We start from the raw sequence: 24,361 nt of genomic DNA on the forward strand, positions 1-24,361 counted from the left end.
GAGTAACTATATTTTTTCTGAAATCATGTATAATGATATTGGAAACAAGGGGGTTGGTAAAAATGGAAACAGCCAGAATTTTAATCGTAGACGATAACCCGGAGATTCGTGAGATTATCAGAATCTTGCTTCAAGGGGAAGGATATGACATAGAAGAAGCAAAGAATGGAACAAAGGCCCTGGAAATGCTGGGGCTTAAGATGTTTGACCTGATTATTCTGGATATCATGATGCCGGGCATGAACGGATACCAGACTTGTCTGGAGATCCGGAAGCAGAGCAACGCGCCGATTTTGTTTTTAAGCGCGAAGGGACAGGAGAGCGACAAAACTCTGGGATTTTCCAGCGGAGGGGATGATTATCTGGTAAAACCGTTTTCCTATAATGAACTGGTCAGCCGTGCCAAAGCCCTGATCAGACGCTATCAGATATATAAAGGCAAGGAAGATCCTGATTCTGCCGCAGAGGATAGGAACAGCGAGGAAGGAAGCCAGGAAAAAAAGCGCCTGCACTTTCATTATCTTGAGATAGATGAGGAGCAGGAGACGGTGTATGCGGAAGGCCGGGAGATTGAACTGACGGACACGGAATATGCCATGCTCCATTTACTGATAAAGTACCGGCACCAGATATTTTCGGCGGAAAGACTGTATGAGGCTGTCTGGGATGAGCCTTACTATTATGGCGCCAATAATACGATCATGGTCCATATCAGAAATCTGCGGAAAAAGATTGAAAAGGATGCCAGGAATCCCGTTTTGATCAAAACCATATGGGGGAAGGGGTACCGCTGTGATTAAGAAGATGAAGACCGCAGTAAAAAGCTGGAAAATACGGACGAAGCTTTCAATACTTATGTTGGCAGCTGCGATTGCAAGTCTTTCCCTGTTTTGGGGGATCTGGTCTAATATGGGAAATGTATGGAAGTTCCTGTGCAGATTCCCTTCGATCACATGGGATGAGAATGCGCTGATTGAGGAACTGGAAGCAAATGCAAAATACTACGATGTTCCGGATCGGGAGGAAAATAAGGATGCGCAGGCCGAATTCAAGTCGTTCTTTGCTCCTAAGGATGAGTATACGGGTATATATGTTTACGAAATCGGCGGAGACGGGCTTTTCAGGGCAGGAGCATACCCGGAGATAACCGAACGGATGGTATACGGCAGCCTGCTGGATGCAGGATACAAAATCTCATCAGGGGAGATTGAGAACCACGATCAGAGGCCGATGGAGTTCCGCAATGGGAAATACAGCGTGATGATTTATTCCTATCACGCCATGAAAATGGTGTACCCATACCTTCTGTTCAGTGTGCTGATCAGCGTAGGTGCGTTCCTGACAATAAATCTGTTTTTTATTAACCGGAGGATGAAGGACGTTCTCTGCCTGAAGGATGAGGTGCTGCAGATGGCGTCCGGCAATCTAAAGCATCCGGTACCTGACTGTGGAGAAGATGAGATCGGTATACTGGCAGAAGAACTGGACAAACTCCGCACTGCGCTGGATGAGAATATCTGTCAGGAGGAAGAAAGCCGAAAGGCAAATCAGGATCTGATCACAGCCATATCCCACGACCTCAGAACCCCGCTGACGATTCTTAACGGATATCTGGAAGTACTCCAGTTAAAGAAGATACCCAAGTCAATGGAAGAAGAGTACCTGGCAAGATGCCTGCAGAAAACAAGCGATATCAAAGAGATGACAGATAAAATGTTCGAATATGCGCTGGTGTTTGAAGAAACAGAAGCGGTCAATATGGAAAAAGTCCCGGTACAGGATCTGCAGGAAATTCTGCAGGAGAACCTGGACTTCCTGCGTCTGGCCGGATTTGAAGCAGAAGTAAATATCGAAGAAAGCCAGGGGTTCATGAAGGGTGATATCGTAATTTTAAAAAGAATATTCAACAATCTGTTTTCGAACATCTTAAAATACGGGGACAAGAAAAACCCTGTCAGGCTCACCTTCAAAACAGAAAAACAGCAGCTCAAAACAACCCTTATAAATACAGTCAAAAAGGAAGTAAATGAAACCGACAGCAACCGGATCGGACTCAAAAGCGTGGAAAAAATGGTAGAAATCCATGGTGGAGAACTGTATGTGCTGAGTGAGGCAGATATATACACCATACAAGTCTCAATTCCAAGGGGGACGTGAGCGTTGCAGGAGGCGCGGCAGCATTCAGGGGCTGTCGGGAAATGAGATTCATAAGCTGCATATTGAGGCAGACTATAAAGTCAGGCTGCAATATATAGTATGAATCATACATTTCCCGACGGCCCCTTGGTTTTTGCAGGATGATAAAAAAGGATTTAACGGGCCATTTGGAAAATTTTAATTACATCCTCCTTATATAAGGTCTGGAAGAAGCCAACGTGTCCGCCGCCTGTGGCAACGCATTTTTCGGCCATTTCTTCAATTTGTGCATCTGTGGGAGTTACACCCAGTTCACGGAGACTGGTCGGCATTCCGATAGAGCGGCACCAGTTTTCCCAAGCTTCGATACCTTTGAGGGCAGTTGCCTCTGTATCATAGAAGTTCTGTGCTGCATCAAATACACGGACTGCAAACTGTGCGAATCTTGCCGGATTTGTCTTATATACGTATCTTGCCCAGCTCCCCCAGACGGCACAGAGGCCTGCGCCGTGAGCAACATCAAACATACCGCCCAGCTCATGTTCGATTTTGTGAGATGCAAAGTCGGATACACGTCCGGTTCCGGTCAGTCCATTGTGAGAAAGGCTTCCGGCCCACATCAGGGTTGCGCGAGCTTCATAGTTTTCAGGGTCTTTTACAGCAGTCAGGGCAGCTTCACGAACAGATACAAGAAGTCCTTCTGCCATACGGTCGATCAGGTCGACATCTTTTGTGTTTGTAAAATACCGCTCCATAGTATGCATCATAATATCAGAAGCACCGCTGGATGTCTGATATGCAGGAAGTGTATATGTAAGTTCCGGGTTCATGATCGCAAATTTAGGACGGGCGCAGTCATGGTTGTAAGAACGCTTGAGCATGCCGTCTTCGATGGTGATTACCATGGAGTTGCTTGTCTCAGAACCGGTTGCTGCGATTGTTGAGATACATCCGATAGGTGCAATTTTGTCGGTGGCAGTTTTGCCCAGCAGAAGGTCTTCCAGTTCAAAATCATTTGCAAGGCCGTAACCGATTCCTTTGGCAGAGTCGATTGCGCTTCCGCCGCCGATCGGAAGCAGAAAGTCAACTCCTTCCTCTCTACAAAGCCGGATTCCTTCTTTTACTAATCCAAGTCTTGGATTCGGAACAACTCCGCCCAAATCTACATATTCCAGACCGGCCTCAGTAAGTCCCTGGTGGATACGGTCTAAAGTACCGCTTTTCTGAAGATAATCGCCGCCGAAATGTACAAGTACTTTGTGCCCGCCCATTTCCTTGATGACCTTACCGGCTTCTGCTTCAACACCTTTTCCAAAAATAACTTTTGTGGGGTTATAAAATTCAAAATTAATCATGTGTAAATCCTCCTGATTATAAAAGATTATTGTGCTGTCTATTATTATAGACGTTTCCGAAGAAAAGAATATTTGATAAATTGCACCAACTAAGTGAAAAAGTATAGGCAGAGATACAAAAACACAGAAACAGTGTAGGATAAACGTAACCGGAAATTTGAAAAGTAAATAAAACAAACGAAATATCGGGTAATGTGCACAAAAAGAGGGGGAATAAATTCGACAAATGTGATATATTTACCATTGATTGCACTAAGTTCATTGGTTAAAGTGCAATTAACTGATTTGTAAATAACTGCTGAAACTAGGTATAATATCTACAGAACAGCAAGGAAAGGTGGTCAAATGTTTTTACCAAGAGAAAAGAAAATCCTTCATTTGCTCTATAAAAATGAAAATAAGTTTACCACATCACAAATTGCTGCGGAATTAAAAGTCAGCCCAAGAACAATCAAGGCTGATATAAAGAAGATCAGGGAGATTCTGGAGAAAAATTCCTGCAGTATTAAGACAAAGCAGGGGGTTGGCCTTTGGCTGTATTATGATGAAGCCGGAGAACAGTTTCTGCAGTCAGTCTTGTATGAGATGAAGGATTCCTACATCTCATCGGATGTGAGGAAGTATTATGTTGCTGCTTATCTGCTCTTACATAATAAAAAGTATATATCAATGGAATCAATTGCAAACCTACTTTACGTGAGTAAAGGAACGATTGTGAATGATGTATCGGAGTTGATTTCCTTCTGGGAGAAATTCGGTATTACCTTCATAAAGAAAGTAAAATACGGGATTAAGGCAGAAGGTTCGGAAACACAGATTCGATGGGCGCTGACAGATGTTCTGAAAAAGGTCGGCGGAAAAAGCGGAAGAATTGAAAATGAGAAGATACAGACGCTGTTTACAAAAGTGCGGCTGGAAAGTTTAAAGCGTATCATCCGATTGGCAGAGAATCGGTTCCATTTTGTATTGACGGATATTTCTTTTGATGAACTCTTGATTCAGCTTGCGATTCTGATAACGAGAGTTCAGATGGGATGTGTGACAGAGCCGGAGGAAAAAAAGAAACAGGCCAGTGAAGGAAGAAAAGCCTGGTTTGTAAGCCGTTATATTCTGGAACAGATATATGAACAGTTGGATGTTGAAATTCCGGAATCTGAGATTACATTTTTGATGACGTGTCTTCTGGCAGTCAGATATCAGATTCCTATGACGAAAGAAAAGGACAGAGAGAAAACCCGTGCCAGAGAGCCTCAGATGTTTGATGATATCATGTCACTTCTACAGGAAGTGGACGAACAGTATCAACTGCAGCTGGAGGAAGACAGCGAATTGGCATGCGCGCTGTTCGATCACCTGGAATGTATGGTTCACAGGTTCCAGAGCATGATGTATCTGGAAAATCCGATTTTGGATGCGGTGAAAAAGGAAATGTTCTACGAATATGAGATTGCTTCTTATCTGATATCAAAGTTCGGACAGAAATACGGACTGGAGACGACGGAGGATGAGATCGGCTATGTCTCATTTCACATAGGAGCAGCCATAGAACGAGCACGACAGAAAATGAAAAGAAATCTGTCTGTCACAATTATATGTATGACCGGTATCGGAACGTCACAGTTTGTTTCCATGAAGCTGAAACGATTGTTTCCGGAAATAGAAATCAAGCAGATTATTTCGGGAAACCAGGCAGATAGTTTAGAACCGGAGGCACAGGATTTTGTAATCTCAACAGTGCCTATTTATAAAGAAGGAATCGAAGTGCTTCATGTATCGTCGGTTTTGAGTGAAACGGATATTCAGAGAATCCGAAAATACATTCAGAAAAAAACAAGCCATCTACAGGAAGAAAATACTGAATATTTTTACCTAAAGAAGTTTTTGAATAGTTCCATCTCCATTATGAACTGCGATTTGAAGTCAAAAGAAGAAGTAATCAAACTTCTGGGAGGAAGGATGATCAGCGAAGGCTATGTAGATGAAGGGTATATACAGTCTGTATTTGAAAGAGAAGAACTTTCGGAAACTTCAGTAGGCAGTCTGGTAGCTATACCGCATGCATTTGAAGGGCACATACGTAAACAGGGAATTGGATTCATGACTTTACAGAAACCCATCATATGGGGCTCAGAGAAAGTACAGATTGTCTTTATGCTGGCGTTGGATGCAAAGGTGGAGAATAACTTTCAGCGGATTTTCAGCGATGTGCTGGATCTGACACGAAATATAAAAGATGTTGAACAGGTATTAAGAGCAAAAAAATTTAGCGAGATAGATATTTTGACAAAGGCATAGACATGCAGGAAAGGAATAAACACAATATGAATGTATCAGAAATGGTGAATGAAAAGCTTGTAAATTTTGGATATGAAGCCAAGACAAAAGACGATGTAATCAAAGGACTTGGCAAAATGATGTATGATGCAGGGAAAGTAAATGACCTGAATAAATATATTGAAGGACTTTACGAAAGAGAGGCCGTATTTTCCACGGGGGTCGGAAACGGTGTCGCAATACCCCATTGCAAATCAGACTGCGTCAGAGAAGCAGCATTTACGCTGGTTAAACTAAAAAATTCGGTGGAATGGGAAACACTGGATGGACGTCCGGTTGACTACGTGATTATGCTTGCTGCACCAAACACATCAGATAACGCACATCTTGAAATGCTTTCCAAGCTGGCAGCGAATCTGATGGATGATGATTTCCGGGAAACGCTGAAAGGTGCATCTACAGTCGAGGAAATCAAAGCGTTGTTTTCATCAAAAAAGGAGGAAGAGTAATATGTATATTTTAGGAGTGACAAGTTGTCCGGTTGGGATTGCACATACCTATATGGCAGCATCCAATCTGGAAAAGACTGCAAAGAAAAAAGGTCTGGAAATCAAAATCGAAACGCAGGGGGCTGCCGGTGTTGAGAATGAGATTACAAAAGAAGACCTTAAAAGGGCAGACGCAGTGATTATTGCGAGTGATGTAAGAATAAAAAACGCCGAGCGTTTTGACGACCTGCCGACACTGACCGTCGGTGTCAGCGAAGCAATCAAAGATGCAGAAGGAATTATAAAAGAATTATTGGAGGCGTTAGAATAATGGCAGAAATCAAAAGAAAAACAAAAAAGAAAAGCCAGGGAGCTTTTCTGAGAGATTCTATTATGACAGGTATTTCCTACATGATCCCGGTAATTGTAGGAGCAGGTGTAATTCAGGCAATTGCAAAGGCAATGGGCGGATATGATATCGGAAACCACATGGATCAGATTGATACAATTGCAAAAGCAATCATGCTTCTCGGACAGAATATGATGAACTATGTTGTACCGGTTATTGCAGCATTTATCGCATATGCGATGGCTGATAAACCGGGACTTGCACCCGGATTTGTAATGGGTGCTCTTGCAGGCGCAATCAATACCGGATTTGTCGGCGGGGTTGTCGGCGGTATCATGGTTGGTTATTTTGTACTTATGTTAAAGAAGATTAAGGTGCCAAAGGCAATACAGGGTATCATGCCGATTCTGGTCTATCCGGTAGTCACGACACTGGTCTGTGGTCTGCTGATGTATTATGTGGTAGGACGCCCAATCAGTTGGTTTATGGCATGGCTTACCTCAGGACTGATGGCTCTGAGCGGTGGTTCCAGATTCGTACTTGGTGCAGTAATCGGGGCAATGATTTGTATGGATCACGGCGGTCCTATTAACAAAACAGCAGCTCTGTTCGTAAACGGACTGAATGCTGACGGATTCTTAATTCCTACTTCTGCTAAAATGTGTGCAGGCATGACATCTCCTCTGGGAATTGGTCTTGCATGTTTCATCGGCGGAAAAAAGAAATTTACAGAAGCTGAAAGAGAGCAGGCAAAATCACTGTTTATCCTGTCGTGCTGCTATGTACAGGAAGGGGTTATCCCATTCCTGATGAAAGACCCGGTTCGTGTTGCAATTTCCTGCTGCACAGGAGGTGCGATTACAGGCGGTCTGTGTATGATGCTCGGACTTGAGTCTCCGGCAGTTCATGGTGGTGCATTTGTTATTGCCATGACATCCAACCCACTTTTGTTTATCGGTCTTTGGCTGTTAGGCGGTTGTATTACAGGCGTACTGTATGCAGTCCTCAGAAGACCACTGCCGGAAGGATATGTAGAAAGCGAAGAAGACATTGTATCTATTATTTAATTTCTCAGAAAGGAAGAAGCTTTGGCTTTTTCCTTTCTACACTTAAAGCAGAACCTGACAGACGGCTAGATATATTTTTACCGGGCGCCGAAAAGTATGTACGGCAGCCCGGGATATAAGGAGAATAATAATATGTATGTATCAATGAAGGATATGCTCTGGCATGCACATCAAAATAATTATGCAGTTATGGCAATCAATTGTGTAAATATGGAACAGGCGAAGGCGATTATCCAGTCGGCAGAAGAAGAAAAATCTGCGGTAATTATCAACATTTCCCCCCGTCAGATGAAAGCCCACGGACATGGGGATATTCTTGCCCCGATGATAAAAGGAATGGCAGAAAAAGTATCAGTTCCGGTTGCATTCAATCTGGATCACGGCGCTGACCTTGAAGATATAACAGCGGCCATGAAATATGGATTTTCAAGTGTGATGATTGACTCTTCCAGTTATGATTTTGAAGAAAATGTCAGAAGAACACAGCTGGTAGCTTCTCTTGCACACGGCATGGGACTGTCCTGTGAGGCAGAATTAGGACATGTAGGAATGGCGAAAGAGGCAGATAACGAAAAGGCAGACTTGTACACAGATCCACAGCAGGCTAAGGAATTTGCAGAGAAAACGGAATGCGACTGCCTTGCAGTGGCGATCGGAACGGCTCACGGAAGTTACCCGAAAGGATTTGTCCCAAAACTGGATTTTGACCGTTTGAAATTATTAAAAGAGACACTGCGGATGCCGCTTGTGCTTCATGGCGGTTCCGGTGCCGGAGAAGAGAATATCAGAAAAGCAGTAGCATATGGAATCAATAAGATCAATGTATGTACAGACTTGTTTAAGCATGCGAGAATCGCAACAGCAAAGGCTCTGGAGGCGAATCCGGAAATCGATTATATGGATCTTTGTATTGCGGCACAGGAAGCAATGAAAGATTTTATTAAGAGTTACATGAGAGTGATCGGTTCCAGCGGCCGCTATGATTTCGACAAGTATGAAGGGCCGGAGTTAGACTGATGGATTGAAAAAAGAAATACATTCTTTCCGACAATCGGCGGGGAATGTATACGAGGTGGACTATGGGACAGGATGTTTGGTTGGAATTACTTCCGGGGCTGCTCCTGGCAGTGGGAATGATTGCGGTTTTTAAAGGCGGAAGCGGATGGTATCTTTTTCGCCGGAGTATCTATAAAGAGATTTATTCTAATTACCTGGAATATGCAATGAGGAAGAAAAGCCTGACAAAACTGTCGGAAAGCTATTACCTTGATTCGCGGTTCGGCAGGCACAGGATTTTTTATCAGCTTGCCGCTGCGAAAGGGGAAAAGACCCCGCAGGCTTACGTTATCATCTTGCTGACCAGCGGAATGTATGTATTGGATATTAAGAATCAGACCGGCCAAATTGAAGCGTCAGTCCGGGGGAATTTTAAATATCAGGCAGTTGAAAAAGAAAAGAAAGGCAAAAAAGCCAAAGTAGAAATCAAAATGATGCGTAATCCTATGGATGAGATACAATATTTCCAATCGCAGATTATTCGGAAACTAAATAAAAAAGAACTTACGATTCATCCGATCGTCGTGTTTCCTGATGCGAGTACATTGACATGGAAAGACGGGAAAATACCAGATTTGGTTGCGGTCATTCACAGAAAACAAGTGTATCAGACAATGAAAGAGATACATGAGAAGAAAGCAGATGTTTTCAGTGAATCAGAAATAGAGCATATGTATCTGGCGCTTGCCGGAGAGGTGCTTGAAGCTGAGAAAAATAAACGATTCGGCTTCAGAAAAAAAGAGGTGTAATCATGTTAAATGGAAAAGATGTATGGAATATGTGGTTTCAGAAGGAGATGGGTGACCTGACTGTCGGAGACCGGACCGTTTATACTTTTCCGAAGATGAAGAAAAGTTTTTACGAGATGCTGAAAGATACGGCAGAAAAATTTTCTGAAAAAACAGGCCTTTGCGATAACTGGGGGCGCTGTTACAGTTATCAGGAATTTCTTCACATGGTGGATTCCATGGCGGCATATCTGAAATATGTGCGTCATTTGGAAAAAGGAAGTCATGTGGGACTGCTTTTAAATAATGGAATTGAATTTGCAACATCCTTTTATGCATTATGTAAACTGGGGGCCGTTGCGGTGCCGTTTCCGACAAAATACCGGGAACCGGAAGTGCGCTCTTTGATTGAAAAAGCGGATCTGCAGGGAATTCTGGCGAGTGAGGATTACGGATGGGTTCGGTCTTACAGTGAAGCCGGAATCTTCGTAGAGGTAACGGCAGATGAAGAGGAGGGATATGGTTTTGCAGAGGCAGTCGCAAAAGGAAATATCTCAGAGATGATGTGTGCGGAGCCGGGTTGTGGTGAATTGAATGATGAATTTATCCTGATGTTTACGTCAGGGACGACTTCAGCAAGTAAAGGCGTTATTTTAAAAAATTATAATGTCAATCATGCGGTGATGATTTATCAGAAATTGCTGGAACTTGGACCGGAGGATAAAACAATCATTCCCGTACCGATTTATCATATCACAGGTTTGGTGGCGCTGCTTGGGCTGTTTGTCTATATCGGCGGAACAATCTACCTGTATAAGCGGTACGATGCAAAGCGGATTCTTGAAGGTGTGAAGAGGGATGGAATAACATTTATGCACGGCTCACCGACCGTATTCGGACAGCTGTTGGATTACAGAGAGGAATTCCCTGAGCTTCCGGGCATCCGGACACTGGCATGCGGCAGCAGTTATATGCCGGTGGAAACGATGAAGAAGCTGCACCGCTGGATGCCGCTGATGAAATTTTGCAACGTTTATGGAATGACGGAAACTTCTTCACCGGGAACGGTATTTCCGTATGATGCTGCCACAAGTCTGTATCCTGGGTCAGAGGGGAAACCGGTCCCGGGGCTGATGCTGAAAATATTGGATGACGATGGCCGGGAAGTGCCGGACGGTACGGTTGGAGTCGTATATTTAAAAGGTGCAAATATCTGTGAATATTACTATCATCTGAAAACCCCGCTGATTACGGAAGACGGATGGCTCAATACCGGAGATATGGGATATATCAACGAGGACTCGTATGTCTTTATCGTAGACCGGAAAAAGGACATGATAAACCGGGGAGGAGAGAAAATCTGGTGTACAGATGTGGAAGATGAACTTGTTGCGGTCGAGGGGGTTAAAGACGCAGCAGTGGTAGGGATTCCGAGTAAAAAGTACGGAGAAGTGGCTGCGGCATTGATTGTTCTTGAGAGCGGCGTGCAGATGACAGCAGAGGAACTGAAAGCGGATTTGAAGAGCCGTTTGGCAAAGTTTAAGATACCGGAGCAGATTTTATTTGCAGATGCAGTTCCGAAGACACCGGGACTTAAGACAGATAAAAAAACAATCAAAACGATGTTTGCTGATGCGGACAGAATTTCGTAAGAAGATGGTTTGCGGCGAAATGAGTTGAAAGAGAAAGGAAAGAAGTTATGCTGAAAGCAAATTTTGTGAGTGCGAAGGAAGCGGCTGCTAAGATAAAGGACGGCAATACTGTATGCACGATTGCTATGACACTGGTAAGTGCCAGCGAATCTATTTTAAAGGAACTGGAAAAAAGCTATCTGGATACAGGACATCCGTCAAATCTGACATTGCTTCACTCTTGCGGGCAGAGTGACCGCAAAGACGGAATTCAACATCTGGCACACGAAGGTATGGTAACCAAAATCATCGGTTCTCACTGGGGCTTGCAGCCGCGTTGGATGGATATGATTGCGAACAGCCAGGTTGAGGCGTACTGTCTGCCGCAGGGCCAGATTGCACAGCTATACCGGAGCATGGCATGTGGCCTGCCGGGAAAAATGTCAAAAGTCGGACTGGGAACATTTATTGATCCACGTGTGGAAGGCGGAAAGATGAATGAGCGGACAAAGCCGCTGAAAGATATTGTAGATATCATCGAATATGATGGTGAAGAGTACATGTTTTACAAACAGATACCGATTGATGTATGCGTAATCCGGGGTACGGTTTGTGACGAGATGGGAAATCTGACAACCACCGAAGAGGCTATGAAACTGGAAGTGCTTCCGGCGGTTCTGGCTGCCAAAAGGTACGGCGGAATCGTGATCGCACAGGTCAAACAGGTTGTACAGACAGGTACTATCAATCCGAAGGATGTGACGGTCCCGGGAGTATTCATTGATGATATTGTTGTCTGTGAGAACCCCCGGGAAGACCACCGGCAGACCTCTTCCTGGTATTTTGATCCGTCGTACTGCGGACAGGTACGGGTACCGCAGGGCAATATTCCTCCGGCGCCGTTTAATGAACGGAAATTCATTGCTCGAAGAGGAACGCAGGAATTATATGATGGTGCAGTCGTGAATCTTGGAACAGGAATTCCAAATGATATGGTCGGAAAAGTGTGCAATGAAGAAGGGGTTTCCGATGATATTATGATTACCGTAGAGTCAGGAATCTACGGAGGAGTCCAGGCCGGAGGGATTGATTTTGGGATCGGTCAGAACCTGTATGCAATGATCGGACATCATGAGCAGATGGATTATTACAACGGAGCCGGTGTCGATATTACATACATGGGGCTTGGAGAACTTGGAGAGGACGGCAGTGTCAATTCGACCAAGATGGGATCGAGATGTACAGGTGCAGGCGGATTCATTGATATTACGCAGAATGCGAAGAAAGTAGTATTTCTCGGAACATTTACGGCGAGCGGAGCAAAATATCAGTTTGCTGACGGCAGGCTGACTATTTTACAGGAAGGAAAAATCCGCAAGATGGTAAAACAGGTTGCACAGTTGTCTTTCAACGGACCGATGGCCAGAGAAAAAGGCCAGGAAGTTACGATCGTAACAGAACGTGCAGTATTTTGTCTCTGTAAAGAGGGCGTGGAACTGATAGAAATCGCGCCGGGAATAGATTTACAGACACAGGTGCTGGATATGATGGATTTTCAGCCGCTTGTCAGCCCAAAGCTGAAGCTGATGGATGAGAGATTATTCATCCAGGATGGTCCGTTTGGACTAAGGTTAAAAGAAAAATCCTTGAAAATAAAGGGAAAACGAATTGACTAAATTGGGAGGTAATTGGGAATGAAAATTGCAGTAATTGGTGCAGGACTTATGGGAAGCGGTATCGCACAGACATGTGCGCAGGCCGGATATGAAGTGAAGAATATTGATGTGTTTGAACCAGCGATTGAAAAGGCAAAGGAGAACATAGAGAAAATATTTGTAAAGAAAATTGCCAAAGGAAAAATTACAGAAGCAGAGAAAGCCGAAGTACTTGAAAGACTGACATACAGCAGTAATATGGAGGATGTAAAAGGCGCAGATCTGATTATCGAAGCAGTTCCGGAGAAAATCGATCTGAAAAAATCCGTATTTGAGCAGCTGGATAAACTGGCTGATCCGGAGACTCTGATAGTGTCCAACACGTCAGGATTAAGTATTTCAGAAATCGCAGCAGCAACAAACAGACCAGACAAAGTAATGGGGGTACATTTTTTCTATCCGGCTCCGGTTATGAAACTGGTAGAGCTGATTCGCGGAATTGCAACTGCAGATGAGACTTACCATAAAGTAAAAGAATTTGCAATTGCGATTAAAAAGACAGTGGTAGATGCACCGGAATATCCGGGATTTATCGTAAACCGCGTACTTGTACCGATGCAGAATGAGGCAGCATTCATGGTAATGGAAGGCTGCAAACCGGAAGATGTCGATAACGCAATGAAACTGGGATGCAATTTCCCCATGGGACCATTGGAGCTGACAGACTTTGTAGGTGTGGATGTTATGCTTGCAACGATGACAGGACTGTACAACGGTTTCCATGACAGCAAGTACAGACCATGTCCATTGCTTGAGACTATGGTAAAAGCAGGACATCTTGGAAGAAAATCCGGACAGGGATTCTATAAATACGAATAAGATTTCAGAAAATTCAGAAAACGAAGGGCAAAGGGGTCAGACCCCTTTGCTGGGTGAGAGGAGAGACAGTGATGAAAGAAGTAGTAGTAGTCAGCGGCGTTAGACTTCCGGTTGGAAGTTATGGCGGCAGTTTAAAAGATATTTCAGCAATTGACATGGGTGCGATGGTAGTAAAAGAAGCAGTGGATCGTGCGGGGATTGATCCGGCGGTCGTAGATGAAGTAATCATAGGGCAGGTTGGGGAGGTTGCAGAGAATGGATTTGCTGCAAGGGCAATCAGTTTGAAAGCAGGAATGCCAAAAGAGACAACTGCATATTCTGTAAACCGTCAGTGTGGTTCCGGATTGCAGTCCATTGCAGAGGCTGTGATGGAAATCCAGACAGGTCAGGCAGAAGTTGTAGTGGCAGGTGGTTCTGAAAATATTTCTCAGCTTCCGTATTATGTAAAGGATGCCCGCTGGGGAGCAAGAATGGGACACAAAGTGTTTGAAGATGGTGTGATTGATATCCTGACATGGCCGCTTGACGGAAATCATAATGGTGTAACAGCAGAAAATGTTGCTGAAAAATATCACGTAACAAGAGAAGAACAGGATGCGTTTGCAGTACAGAGCCATCAGAGAGCCTGTGCGGCAATCAAAGCAGGAAAGTTCAAGGATGAGATTCTTCCGGTAGAGTTAAAAGACCGTAAAGGAAATGTAACAATATTTGATACAGACGAAGGACCGAGAGATGGGCAGAGTATGGAAAAACTTGCAAAGCTTCGGCCTTGCTTTGTAAAAGGCGGTACGGTAACAGCTGCAAACTCTTCCACCTTGAATGATGGTGCGGCGGCAGTTGTCGTTATGTCAAAAGAAAAAGCAGAAGAACTTGGAGTATCTCCGAAGTTAAAAATCGGAGGTTATGCAATTGCAGGGTTTGATGCAGAACTGATGGGATATTCACCGAAGTTCTCCAGTGAGAAGCTGGCGGAAAAATTAGGTCTGGATCTGAAATCCATCGATATGTTTGAAATTAATGAGGCATTTGCGAGCCAGGCATACGCAGTAAGCAGAGATCTCGGACTGGATCCTGAAAAAGTAAATATTTATGGCGGCGGTATCTCCATCGGCCACCCGATTGGCGCGACCGGTACAATGCTGACTGTAAAGGTGATGTATGAATTGATGCATACAGATAAGAAAGATGCGATGATCAGTATGTGTATTGGCGGAGGACAGGGAATTTCCATGTACTTTACAAAATGTGAATAAGAGATGATACCGCTAAAAGTTGTTTAGATTGAGTCCGAAAATGGGGCGCTGTCGGGAAATAGATAATCCGCACAGCGCCCCATACCCAATTCTAAAAAATTCTGATTCCCAAAATAATCTGATAAATATGTGAAATTAACACAATTATTGATTAATTTATAAAAAAAGAATAAAGTGTGTTGACAAAGATGAGCTTGTATGATATTATCTAACTAATCCAAGAGAGATAAATAAAAAAGAAAAAGATATCTCAAAGGAAATCATCTGAATGGACATAAATAAAAATGTTCCATTAGATTAAAATATCAGATGAAGGAGGAAAGGTCCAATGGACAATTCGACATCATTTATTAATCAATATGTTAGTGGTACGGCAAATGGAAGTTCCTGTGAAGAAGAGACCTTTACCGATATAAGATAAAGGAATCCAGTACAAAAGAAGAATGAAAAGGATTTAATCGGAGAGTTCTGAAGCTGGATTAAAATCAACGATTTACCATTTGCAGACGTATTGAATATAGATACCACATATAACAGAGTTCCTGACATGTGTAAAGAAACATTAACAGGATATCATTTCATAAAAAGTGTACATAGTTATAGAAGAAATAGCTTAATAGGATGCCGGAATATTGTTAACAATACTGCGGGAACCAAACAGCTATAGGATGAATAACCTAAGGTTATGCTTTAGAATTATGAATCGATACCAAGAGCGAAAGTGATTGGGTTCTAGTTGTATAATCGATTTGTATATTGAAGGACAGGAGGTTTAATAAGCCAGTCTTAGTGAACAGACTGAAGCATCAATAAACAAAGCGGTAAAGGTCTTACAGGAACGTAAATCAGGAGATTCCTCCGATTTATAAAATATATAGAATGAGAAAATTAAATAAGTCTTAAAAGGATGCTATTTTATTATAGCTCAGAAAATAAAAGGAAAAGTGCCGTGAATCCCTTATTTTGCGGCACTTTTGACGGTTCTAATGAGTATTAATCAGTCCTGATGAAAATCGAAAAAAACGGATCGGTTAGTAACAAATTAGTAACAAATCTTAATCTTTTCAATTTCTTCGCGCAAATCTTCCAGTGATCGATGACCATAGACCTTATTTGTAATGTCGTTGCCAAAACTGTGCCCGAGCATTCTTTTACGGTCATTTTCTGCAACATTGGAATCCTCACACAGTTTTGAAAAAGTATGCCGACAATCATGCGGCGTGTGTTTTTCTATCCCTAGAGCGTTCAGAGCCTCATACATGGAATTTCTAAAGGCATTTGAAGATTCGGTCAATAAAGCCCCATCTCTGCTTAAACGGCGTTTTACGAGGTCATATATGCCGCTGTGTATAGGCACAGTTCTTTTCTTGCTGTACTTGGTTTTTACTCCACCGTAGAAGGCTTTTTTATTAAGATCGACCTTCATGCTCTCATATGCCGCGATTCTGAAACCAGAGTAGCACATAATCAGTATCATTTCTACAGTTTCATTCTCCTTATTGTCCCATAAAATTTTCAATTCTGAATCTGTAAACGGTACGCCGTGTTCATCGTCATCTTCCTGATCGATTCGGACAAACTGAGCATAATTTTTATCGCATAGGTTATTGGCCTCCGCATACTGATACATCTGCCTAAAGAGAGTCTGGATAAGCTCCAGCGATGCGTGTTTTAACTCACATTTATCAATCACTTTTTGCATATCTTTTTGTGTAATCTCTATAAACGGCTTATCGTAAAGCGCAGCAGAATTTTTATAGGCAGCGCTCATGCTGCGTTCCATGCTTACTTTTTTTCCTTTGTGGCCATAATCCTGTTTAAACTTATCCTTGTAGTAACCCTCAAATACTTCCCTAAACGTTTTCGTGCCTTTGTTGGCCTTGGACTTTTGGGTATACTGGGAGAGGATTTCGGAAACTTGCTTCTCCAATTCCTTCTGGTCGGACGACAATTCGGCTTCCCGGCCCGGGTAATATTCATTGTTTTTGTACCAGGTGAGGACCGTAAAGGCTTTGTACCAATCATCGACGTAGCACAGAGCTTTGGGCGTTTGAGGTATTCCATCGATATTAAATTCTTTTGTAGGTGGGTGTACGGCGTAAGGATTCCGCCGGCCGTCCCCCAGGTATTTTATGCTGCCGTATCCGTTCGGCAGTTTCTGATGCTTTTTCCTTTTCTTTTTTGCCATAATATCATCTCCTGTCTGTAAAAAATTGTATAAAAAAGACAGCCTGTCTATTGCAGACCGTCACCGAAGATGATACAATAATATTGTTCTGATAATGTACATACCTTCGGGTGGTGTATTAAGCCGTTCGGTGTTGGTAGCACCGGGCGGTTTTTTATTTAATAAACTGAAAAATTAGTTACTTCTGGAATTTCGTTTGTTCCTGATACATTTGCTTCACAGGTGAATTCTTCACTCGTTCCATCGCTTCCGGTTACTGTGCAGGTTGCTTTTAAAAACCATGTGTTTTCATCTAAAGCATCTTCAGATATTCTTCCTGTAATACTATCCAAATCAAATCCATTGGGAAATTGTGATTCGCCATATTCTTTCATAGCAATCCATGCATGTCCGTTGTCGATTTTTGAACTTAAAGTTTCTTTTATTCTTATTGCTTCCTTATCCAATTCGTTCGCAACAGTAAATGTAACACTTTTACTTCCACCTACGGCAAGGACATCCGTAATTTCATAGCTCTTTTTTTCATTATCGTCGGATTCATTAATATAGTCGGTTAAATTCTGTCCACTGTTTTCACTTTTGCATTCCACTGAAAATCCGTATTCGTTTGCAGCTGTTATCCCATCATAAAGGCTCTGTCCAGTCATGGCGTTTAATTTTTCAGCATTGGAATCTATTTCTTCATATTCCTTTTCTTTTAACTCTTTTTTTACATTATCTTCGCTACTACCGCATGATACCATAGAAAGCGCCAGTGTTACTGCAATGATTACTGTTAATAGTTTCTTTTTCATATTTTCCTCTTTCCCCCGTACCTTATAACACCACATATATGTTAAGCCATTCGGCGCAACATCATTAAATATCTTCGTTAAAATTCAGATCAGTAATCCCGTCATTTATGGTTTCCAGAATATTATTGTTCTGCATAAAATCATCCCAGACCTGAGTATCGTCAGACTTGATTTCAGACTTCAATTTATCATACAGTGGCTGCATTGACTGTTTCCACATATCGTAGGCAGCGCGCTGCACCCTGCCCGGTTCCCAGCGGTTTTTTGCAGGGCGCTTCCGGTTCTTCTCCTCTTGGAAAGCAATAGCCTTTTCCATGAAAAGATTGTATCCTTCCAGAGTGTTTTCTAAGTATTCTAAAAAATCTTTATATTTCATATTCATGGTATTCCTTTCATTTACTATTTTGGGTATTCAGCAATATCTTCCATCGATATAATAAACTGTTGGTACCATTACCTGTGTTTAATGCATACCAATATCATCGCTAGTTATTAATATGTGTTATTCCTTCCTGTAATTATATTCTGTTAATCTTAATTCAATAAGTTCTTTAGGATATCCAGTGCAGTTACAGAATTGCTCAATAGTAAACCCATCGTATTCACGTAACACATCCTCGTCAATTAAAAGATATGCCGCAAATCTGTTTGCACGTTTTTCAGCCCTCGAATTAAGAAGAAGCGTTTTGTTACGAATAAAATAACAATTATCTTTTCTGTCGTAAATGGCATGCGCTAATTCATGAGCCATTACAAGTTTTAACTCATTATAGTTCAGTCTATTACTGAGAAAAATGTAACGGTGGTTTTTTAGGAACATATAACACCCTTCGTGCTTGCAGTTTCCGATCTGATATAAGACACCCAAATTATCAGCGATTTCAAACGGGTCTTGTGTACTATACTTCTTCTTATAATAGCTTACGAGACGTTTTATACGCTCAATTTCCCCCATAAAACATCACCTACTTTTTATATTTCTTTGGGGTGTACTTCTCTTTGTTTATTATTTTCAGGCGGCGAAGAGCTATTTCCAGTTCGTCTCGGAACAATTCAGCGGCTTCTGGGTCCAGTTCCTCACCGTCGTAACTAGCAGGCCCTGCATCTCCAGAGGAGAGTTTTTCCATAATATTATTCAGATCTTTTTTTATATCGCGTTGATCCTTTGCGGTTAGGGCTATTTCGTTTTGAACCTCCATCTTTCCGGTCATTAAATAAGTAATTGGTAAATTTAAATAATCTGATATAATTAATAGTCTATCAGAAGGGAATTTACCCTCCTGAAGTTTCCGTATATAGCCGTTTGAGAAGCCGCAGTCTCTTTCAAGCCTTGAAATCGGAATCTTACGCTCTTTGCATATCTTTTTTACAAGTTCTACGCTATCCATAATACCTCCCATTAATTTTAGAAAAAAGTCTAAAAATATGCTTGACAAATGAGAGATAACTCCGTATAATGAAATCATGATTTAGAAATAAGTCTAAATCATAAAGGCATTTATGAAGAGTAATCTCAATTGATTGATGGTGCTTTCATTTTAGAATATTCTCTATAAAATGTCAATGATAATTTTAGAAAATTTTCTAAAGGAGGTGGAGAAAATTGATATTAAATCAGATCGAAAAATGGTGCCATGAAAATAATACCAGTATATCAGCATTGGAAAAGGCATGCAAATTAGGAAATGCAACTATTCGATGCTGGGACACGTCAACGCCGCGTATTGATACACTTCAAAAAGTGTCAAAGGTGACGGGGATTCCGATCGAAAATCTGCTGGAAGAAGAAACCGGATAAGGAGGACGCATGAAAAAAGATAAAAACAATTTAGTCGAGTATCACGCAAAAATCGTATTAGATTCAAGTGATCTTGATAAGGCGATTGAAAAATTAGATGAACTATTGGAGAAAATCAAAGAGTTGAACAATGCATTGAAAGAGGCTAAAACGCTGATATCTGAAATAGCCTCTTCCAGCGCAAACATTGATACTGTCATATCTCTGGACGGAAAAGAAATTGCTAAAGCTGTTCGGAAATCCAATTATGATAACGGGAAAGAATCTCATAAGTAAATCTTGTTATCATGACGGCGGTTTGATTTCCAAGCAAATTGTCAGGGTTACTTGTTTCGGAACGCATTTTAGCTACCTCATCATTTACCCTGTCCGCTATTTCAACAAACTCGTCCTCAGGGATGGAACGCCAAAAATCATCAAAAGATTTCATATGTATGTTTCTCCTTTCTGTTGTACTCGGCATGCCACCGCCTGTAAGTACATTATAGATGGGAGAATATGGCAAATCAATAAAAACAAAGACAGTGTCCCATAAAACGGACTTTAGTTTGGAGCGTAGAGAAGGAGGTGCGAGATGAATGCAAAAAGAAACAATCTCCATTTCAGAAGCGGCCCATTTGCTGGGGTGTAACAAACAGGCAATAAGGGAGCGCATCCGCAAAAAGATATGGACATTCGGCGAAGTGATACCGAAAGAAAAAACCGGGAATGAGATCGACAGCTTTGTTATTTATCGCAGAAAGCTGTATAAGCATCTCGGAATAGAGGAGGTGCAAAGCGATGAAACGCAGACCACGTGACCGCCCGATGACACTATGGGACTGGTGCTATGTAGGAGTGGCGCTGGCAGTATTATTCCTGATTGGGATAGCAACAGTGTAAAATCAGCAGTTAGAGCAGGAGGCATAAATGGTGGTAACGAACGAATCCATTGTTGAAGTGATTGTGGAGTACATAAAAAAACATGGATACCCTCCATCTGTACGGGAAATCGGTGATTCGGTAGGGTTTCAAAGCACAAACACAACTTGGAAACGCCTACAGAAAATGCTCGAAACCGGAATGATTGAGAGCGATAATCCAGGAACAGCACGGGCGATCAGGGTTCCGGGGTACAAATTGGTTAAAGTGGATTTGGATGAGAAAGGAGCGTGAAAATGGTGATAAAAGAAATTAATATCCTTGGTGTTACATACACAGTGGAAGAGGTTGACACGGTCAATAAAACAAGCCCGAGGCGCGGCGAGATTAATTACCTTACAAATGAAATAAAAATTGATAAAAATATGCCTATATCATTAAAAGAACAGGTGCTTATGCATGAAATATTACATGCCGTATTTGACTTGATTGGACTTGATAAATTATCAGAAGATGAAAAAAAGGTGCAAAGCATAGCAACCGCCCTGCACCATGTTTTTTCCTACAATGCTCCTATTTTTTCTTCTTAGATGGAGCTTGAGAAAGAGCACTTCCAGCAGCCGTCTTTGAAGCTTTACCGGTTCTTCCGTCACGAAGAACTTTTGAAGCCGCAGAAGCTGCTTTCTGAGAAGTTTGTTTCTTGTTTGTAGCCATATATTCACCACCTTTCTATAATCGAAAATATGTTCTATCTCAATTATATTTGGGAATATATGGAAAGTCAATAAAATTAAGGAGGATAAAAAATGTATGATTCAATGACAGTAGTAGACACAGACGAGCTGATGGAGCTTAAGAAACAGGCGGAGGAGATAAATAAGCGGATTGCAGAGCTTACAGCCCCTAAAAATATTGCTTACAGATGCAAAGTTAAACCGTACGGACTTCCGTGTTTTCTGGATGATGATGCAAGAAATCCAGTAGTATTTACGGATCGTCATTATGACACGGATGCATGGGCGCACTTCCTGGCATTGGGAAAGATGATACATGCTGAAAATGGAGTGTTTAAAACCAGAGGTACGAGCTGGCGCAGAAAACCATTTTACGTTGATGAATTAGGAAAGAACGTTCCGAAAAAAGTTTCAGACTTGACGCAGGAAGAAGTGAGGATTTCCGCTGAAATGCTGGAGAAGATGATATCTATTTACAATGAGTACATGGTTCGGATGCATACATGCGTGACATTAGACTGTGAAGGCATCCTGACTGAGATTCCAGTTCAACATCCAGAGTCAGGGACAGAAATATAGAAAAGAGCGCATATCAATGGGCTGTCACCCGATATGCACTCAGATAATCAATCAACTTTATTGTAAACCAATTGGAGGATTTTGTAAATGAGTAAATGGAGAGTAGTAAGAGGTATTAACCCAAACAAGTACGATGCCCTCATAGATGCAGGGTGCAGATACATGAATAGCAAAGCGTTTCCAGTGATTGAGGAGCTGGCGGCAATAATTGGTTTAGAAGAAATCCCAGAGGAAGAACTGTGCAGTGAACAGGTCACTGAAATGGAAGACGGTGAGTAACACATGTACGGAAATAGATATATTTGTGAATACTGTGGGGCATACAACGACCCCGATGAACACTGTGAATGTCAATCAAAGCGTGACACTGCCATAAGGAAAAGACACGCCAAAAACGGAATTATAAGAAAATTGGAGGAATCAGAATGGATGCAGGAAGAATTAAAGATTTGCTATTAGGAACTGGTCGTGCAGGAATGAGTGATCTGATTAAATATATGGATGAATATGGCTTTTTTACAGCTCCGTGCAGTACAAGCTATCATCTGGCAAAAGAAGGCGGACTTGCCGAACATAGCTTGAACGTCTTTACGGTTGCAGAAGAGTTGTATCACCTGTGGGAGCTGCAGGCAGTAATACCGGAAGAAAGCGTAACCATATCAGCATTGTTACATGATATTGGTAAGATGGGACAGTTTGGCAAGGCTTATTATGTCCCCAACATGCTTAAAGGACGCGCAACTAGGGCAAACCCGAACCCGGAGCCGTACCAGTCGGATAAAAAGCCATACGTTGGGAACCCTGAGCTTATCTATGTAGATCATGAATGCAGAGCTTTGTCGGTAATTTCAAAATACATAGATATTACGGAAGACGAGCAACTTGCTATCCTTTGGCATAACGGACTTTATGGAAAATTCAAGTATGATATCCCGGGCAAAGAGACTCCTTTATATTTGCTGATTCATTTTGCTGATATGTGGGCGAGCCGCTTTATAGAGAAGGAGGATGGCGCTGATGAAGAAATTTAGGCCACTTAGGGCAGACGAGATCGAATGCCGTATAGCAACGGTAAAGAGCAACGGACTATCGCTGTTGCTTTATAAAGATGCCCGGTGTGACATGAATATTCTTGATGAGGAGATAGGCCCGGAAAACTGGCAGCGGCACCATATCAGAGAAAATGCGAATTGCATCGTAAGCATTTGGGATGAGAACAAAAAACAGTGGATAGATAAAGAGGATACAGGGACTGAGAGCTTTACCGAAAAAGAGAAGGGGCTTGCTTCAGATAGCTTTAAGAGGGCCTGCTTTAACTGGGGAATTGGAAGAGAACTATATACTGCCCCACGTATCTGGATTCCATCTGATAGATGCGATATCCAAGATAGTGGAAGAAAAGACTCTTACGGAAGAGCAATTTTAACATGCCATGACAAATTCTCTGTTGAGCAAATTATTTATGATGAGAATAAATGCATTGTTGCTTTATCCATTAGAAATACAACTCAAAGAAAAAGAGTGTTTACGGTTGACAACAGACCCGAAAAGGATGATCGAAAGTGAAATTCCAAGGCATTATAGATAAAATCGCTATCACTTTAGACAACAAATGGCTGCTGGTAACATTCAAATTTCCGTATCGTACTGCGCTGCAAGAAAGAGCCCAAACGCTTACAGAAAAGGATCTGGATATTGAATTTGACAAACATACAGAATCCAAGACAGATCAGCAAAGAAAATACTATTGGGCGCTTGTAAAAGAGTTGAGGAAGAAGATACGGAACGGCATAACAGAGGACGAGATACACGAAAACATTTTAAGAAGGGATGGTATTTCAGAGTGGCTTGCTCTTCCTCCAGATAAAATGTATGTTGCCAAAGAGTATTACAAAATTGTTGATGATATGGGGCCTACAGTATTAACAACACCGAGTGGAAAAGAAATTGAAGCCCGTCAGCTTAGATGCTGGAAAGGCCTAAGGCGTTATACAGTGGATGAGGCGTGTCTGTTAATTGACAGCCTGGTTGAGGAGTGCAGGGAGCAAGGTATTCCCACAGATACGCCAGATGAAATAAAACGCATGAAAGAGCAGTGGGGTGTGAATATTGGCTAAGAGACTATGGAGCATCTTCACAGAGGACATGGATCACTGCATGTATACGAAGCAGTACGGCGTAGAGCGGCACCACGTATTCAGTCATACGTCAAACGAAAGAAAGAAATGTGAGAAGTATGGATTTGTGGCTCCGCTCAGACCTGATCTGCATCCAAATGGTGTACATAGAGGCAGGTATGCCGGAGAAATAGACAAGGATCTGCGGAATAGATGCCGCGAGTATTATCTGCAACACTACGGAACGGAAGAGGACTTCCGCAGAGAATTTTTTTACAAAAGTTAGCAAGAAACCTTGCTATATAGTAACCCGTTCATGTCGGCTTACGGGTACGTCACGGTAATATCGTAAGCCATTTCATTACTTCCCGGCGTGCTGCCGGGAGGGGAAAGGAGGGCGGATGGCAGAGCAGTTACCA

At 42.2% G+C, this 24,361-nt stretch carries 30 protein-coding genes; 23 read left to right on the forward strand and 7 right to left on the reverse strand.

The window, feature by feature from the left end; genetic code table 11:
- The first annotated feature begins 62 nt into the window (after positions 1 to 62).
- Positions 63 to 800: a response regulator transcription factor gene (locus tag ARB69_RS18295; RefSeq protein ID WP_055154616.1), complete on the forward strand. Its 738-nt coding sequence runs from the start codon at positions 63 to 65 to the stop codon at positions 798 to 800.
- Positions 793 to 2,157, forward strand: coding sequence for a HAMP domain-containing sensor histidine kinase (locus ARB69_RS18300; RefSeq protein WP_050639372.1), 1,365 nt, complete (start codon positions 793 to 795; stop codon positions 2,155 to 2,157). Before ARB69_RS18295 ends, ARB69_RS18300 begins: the two co-directional genes overlap by 8 nt.
- Positions 2,158 to 2,312: 155 nt before the next feature.
- Here ARB69_RS18300 and ARB69_RS18305 read toward each other — a convergent pair whose 3' ends face one another.
- Positions 2,313 to 3,491 carry an iron-containing alcohol dehydrogenase gene (locus tag ARB69_RS18305; protein WP_055154617.1) on the reverse strand — a complete coding sequence of 393 codons (1,179 nt, stop codon included), beginning with the start codon at positions 3,489 to 3,491 and terminating at the stop codon, positions 2,313 to 2,315.
- A gap of 345 nt (positions 3,492 to 3,836) precedes the next feature.
- On the opposite strand from ARB69_RS18305, the gene ARB69_RS18310 reads away from it, so the two are divergent.
- The 10 genes from ARB69_RS18310 (at position 3,837) to ARB69_RS18355 (ending at position 14,871) form a co-directional block, all read left to right on the forward strand.
- Positions 3,837 to 5,786, forward strand: coding sequence for a BglG family transcription antiterminator (locus ARB69_RS18310; RefSeq protein ID WP_055154618.1), 1,950 nt, complete (start codon positions 3,837 to 3,839; stop codon positions 5,784 to 5,786).
- Between the two features lie 26 nt (positions 5,787 to 5,812).
- Positions 5,813 to 6,274 (forward strand): PTS sugar transporter subunit IIA, encoded by a 462-nt coding sequence (locus ARB69_RS18315; protein ID WP_050639375.1) that lies wholly within the window; start codon positions 5,813 to 5,815, stop codon positions 6,272 to 6,274.
- Between the two features lies 1 nt (position 6,275).
- Positions 6,276 to 6,584 carry a PTS fructose transporter subunit IIB gene (locus tag ARB69_RS18320; RefSeq protein WP_025654041.1) on the forward strand — a complete coding sequence of 103 codons (309 nt, stop codon included), beginning with the start codon at positions 6,276 to 6,278 and terminating at the stop codon, positions 6,582 to 6,584.
- Positions 6,584 to 7,669, forward strand: a complete 1,086-nt coding sequence (locus ARB69_RS18325; RefSeq protein ID WP_055154619.1) for a PTS fructose transporter subunit IIC — start codon at positions 6,584 to 6,586, stop codon at positions 7,667 to 7,669. Before ARB69_RS18320 ends, ARB69_RS18325 begins: the two co-directional genes overlap by 1 nt.
- 132 nt (positions 7,670 to 7,801) lie before the next feature.
- Positions 7,802 to 8,686, forward strand: coding sequence for a class II fructose-bisphosphate aldolase (locus ARB69_RS18330; RefSeq protein ID WP_055154620.1), 885 nt, complete (start codon positions 7,802 to 7,804; stop codon positions 8,684 to 8,686).
- Between the two features lie 62 nt (positions 8,687 to 8,748).
- A complete protein-coding gene (locus ARB69_RS18335) occupies positions 8,749 to 9,474 on the forward strand; it encodes a nuclease-related domain-containing protein (RefSeq protein WP_055154621.1) in 726 nt (241 codons plus the stop codon).
- 2 nt (positions 9,475 to 9,476) lie between these two features.
- Positions 9,477 to 11,105, forward strand: coding sequence for a class I adenylate-forming enzyme family protein (locus ARB69_RS18340; protein ID WP_055154622.1), 1,629 nt, complete (start codon positions 9,477 to 9,479; stop codon positions 11,103 to 11,105).
- Positions 11,106 to 11,152: 47 nt separating this feature from the next.
- Positions 11,153 to 12,760: an acyl CoA:acetate/3-ketoacid CoA transferase gene (locus tag ARB69_RS18345; RefSeq protein WP_050639380.1), complete on the forward strand. Its 1,608-nt coding sequence runs from the start codon at positions 11,153 to 11,155 to the stop codon at positions 12,758 to 12,760.
- Between the two features lie 18 nt (positions 12,761 to 12,778).
- Positions 12,779 to 13,618, forward strand: coding sequence for a 3-hydroxyacyl-CoA dehydrogenase family protein (locus ARB69_RS18350; RefSeq protein ID WP_083487148.1), 840 nt, complete (start codon positions 12,779 to 12,781; stop codon positions 13,616 to 13,618).
- Between the two features lie 71 nt (positions 13,619 to 13,689).
- Positions 13,690 to 14,871 (forward strand): thiolase family protein, encoded by a 1,182-nt coding sequence (locus tag ARB69_RS18355; RefSeq protein WP_050639382.1) that lies wholly within the window; start codon positions 13,690 to 13,692, stop codon positions 14,869 to 14,871.
- 1,042 nt (positions 14,872 to 15,913) lie between these two features.
- Here the strand turns inward: ARB69_RS18355 and ARB69_RS18360 are convergent.
- The 5 genes from ARB69_RS18360 to ARB69_RS18380 all read right to left on the reverse strand — a co-directional run bounded on the left by ARB69_RS18360 (position 15,914) and on the right by ARB69_RS18380 (position 19,241).
- Positions 15,914 to 17,059: a tyrosine-type recombinase/integrase gene (locus ARB69_RS18360; RefSeq protein ID WP_055154624.1), complete on the reverse strand. Its 1,146-nt coding sequence runs from the start codon at positions 17,057 to 17,059 to the stop codon at positions 15,914 to 15,916.
- Between the two features lie 158 nt (positions 17,060 to 17,217).
- Positions 17,218 to 17,853: a hypothetical protein gene (locus tag ARB69_RS18365; protein WP_055154625.1), complete on the reverse strand. Its 636-nt coding sequence runs from the start codon at positions 17,851 to 17,853 to the stop codon at positions 17,218 to 17,220.
- 64 nt (positions 17,854 to 17,917) lie between these two features.
- Positions 17,918 to 18,229, reverse strand: coding sequence for a hypothetical protein (locus ARB69_RS18370; protein ID WP_055154626.1), 312 nt, complete (start codon positions 18,227 to 18,229; stop codon positions 17,918 to 17,920).
- Between the two features lie 126 nt (positions 18,230 to 18,355).
- Entirely contained in the window at positions 18,356 to 18,808 is a 453-nt protein-coding gene (locus ARB69_RS18375; RefSeq protein ID WP_055154627.1) for an ImmA/IrrE family metallo-endopeptidase, read from the reverse strand.
- A 10-nt stretch (positions 18,809 to 18,818) separates the two neighbouring features.
- Positions 18,819 to 19,241: a helix-turn-helix transcriptional regulator gene (locus ARB69_RS18380; protein ID WP_055154628.1), complete on the reverse strand. Its 423-nt coding sequence runs from the start codon at positions 19,239 to 19,241 to the stop codon at positions 18,819 to 18,821.
- Positions 19,242 to 19,456: 215 nt separating this feature from the next.
- On the opposite strand from ARB69_RS18380, the gene ARB69_RS18385 reads away from it, so the two are divergent.
- From ARB69_RS18385 to ARB69_RS18405, 5 genes are all read left to right on the forward strand, one after another.
- On the forward strand, positions 19,457 to 19,651 hold the full coding sequence (locus tag ARB69_RS18385) for a hypothetical protein (RefSeq protein WP_055154629.1): 195 nt from the start codon (positions 19,457 to 19,459) through the stop codon (positions 19,649 to 19,651).
- A 9-nt stretch (positions 19,652 to 19,660) separates the two neighbouring features.
- Complete coding sequence (locus tag ARB69_RS18390) at positions 19,661 to 19,927, forward strand: hypothetical protein (protein ID WP_055154630.1); 267 nt, start codon at positions 19,661 to 19,663, stop codon at positions 19,925 to 19,927.
- Positions 19,928 to 20,229: 302 nt separating this feature from the next.
- Positions 20,230 to 20,451 carry a hypothetical protein gene (locus ARB69_RS18395; protein WP_055154631.1) on the forward strand — a complete coding sequence of 74 codons (222 nt, stop codon included), beginning with the start codon at positions 20,230 to 20,232 and terminating at the stop codon, positions 20,449 to 20,451.
- Positions 20,452 to 20,560: 109 nt separating this feature from the next.
- On the forward strand, positions 20,561 to 20,806 hold the full coding sequence (locus tag ARB69_RS18400; protein WP_055154632.1) for a hypothetical protein: 246 nt from the start codon (positions 20,561 to 20,563) through the stop codon (positions 20,804 to 20,806).
- A gap of 2 nt (positions 20,807 to 20,808) precedes the next feature.
- A complete protein-coding gene (locus tag ARB69_RS18405; RefSeq protein WP_055154633.1) occupies positions 20,809 to 21,102 on the forward strand; it encodes a hypothetical protein in 294 nt (97 codons plus the stop codon).
- Here the strand turns inward: ARB69_RS18405 and ARB69_RS27240 are convergent.
- The gene (locus ARB69_RS27240) at positions 21,086 to 21,226 is read right to left on the reverse strand and encodes a hypothetical protein (RefSeq protein ID WP_167702510.1); all 141 of its coding nucleotides are present in this window, start codon (positions 21,224 to 21,226) and stop codon (positions 21,086 to 21,088) included. The two genes, ARB69_RS18405 and ARB69_RS27240, sit on opposite strands and share 17 nt — an antisense overlap.
- 92 nt (positions 21,227 to 21,318) lie before the next feature.
- Between ARB69_RS27240 and ARB69_RS18410 the strand changes: the two genes are divergently transcribed.
- From ARB69_RS18410 to ARB69_RS18435, 6 genes are all read left to right on the forward strand, one after another.
- The gene (locus ARB69_RS18410) at positions 21,319 to 21,825 is read left to right on the forward strand and encodes a hypothetical protein (protein ID WP_055154634.1); all 507 of its coding nucleotides are present in this window, start codon (positions 21,319 to 21,321) and stop codon (positions 21,823 to 21,825) included.
- Positions 21,826 to 21,912: 87 nt separating this feature from the next.
- Positions 21,913 to 22,104: a hypothetical protein gene (locus ARB69_RS18415; RefSeq protein ID WP_055154635.1), complete on the forward strand. Its 192-nt coding sequence runs from the start codon at positions 21,913 to 21,915 to the stop codon at positions 22,102 to 22,104.
- 146 nt (positions 22,105 to 22,250) lie between these two features.
- Complete coding sequence (locus ARB69_RS18420; RefSeq protein ID WP_055154636.1) at positions 22,251 to 22,856, forward strand: HD domain-containing protein; 606 nt, start codon at positions 22,251 to 22,253, stop codon at positions 22,854 to 22,856.
- On the forward strand, positions 22,843 to 23,391 hold the full coding sequence (locus ARB69_RS18425) for a hypothetical protein (RefSeq protein ID WP_055154637.1): 549 nt from the start codon (positions 22,843 to 22,845) through the stop codon (positions 23,389 to 23,391). The genes ARB69_RS18420 and ARB69_RS18425 overlap by 14 nt, the downstream gene beginning before the upstream one ends.
- Positions 23,388 to 23,942: a hypothetical protein gene (locus tag ARB69_RS18430; protein ID WP_055154638.1), complete on the forward strand. Its 555-nt coding sequence runs from the start codon at positions 23,388 to 23,390 to the stop codon at positions 23,940 to 23,942. Before ARB69_RS18425 ends, ARB69_RS18430 begins: the two co-directional genes overlap by 4 nt.
- Positions 23,935 to 24,228, forward strand: a complete 294-nt coding sequence (locus ARB69_RS18435; RefSeq protein WP_070102486.1) for a phosphoenolpyruvate carboxykinase — start codon at positions 23,935 to 23,937, stop codon at positions 24,226 to 24,228. The genes ARB69_RS18430 and ARB69_RS18435 overlap by 8 nt, the downstream gene beginning before the upstream one ends.
- Positions 24,229 to 24,361 lie beyond the last annotated feature (133 nt).

Source organism: Faecalicatena contorta, from assembly GCF_001404335.1.
GTDB classification, from domain to species: domain Bacteria; phylum Bacillota; class Clostridia; order Lachnospirales; family Lachnospiraceae; genus Faecalicatena; species Faecalicatena contortus_B.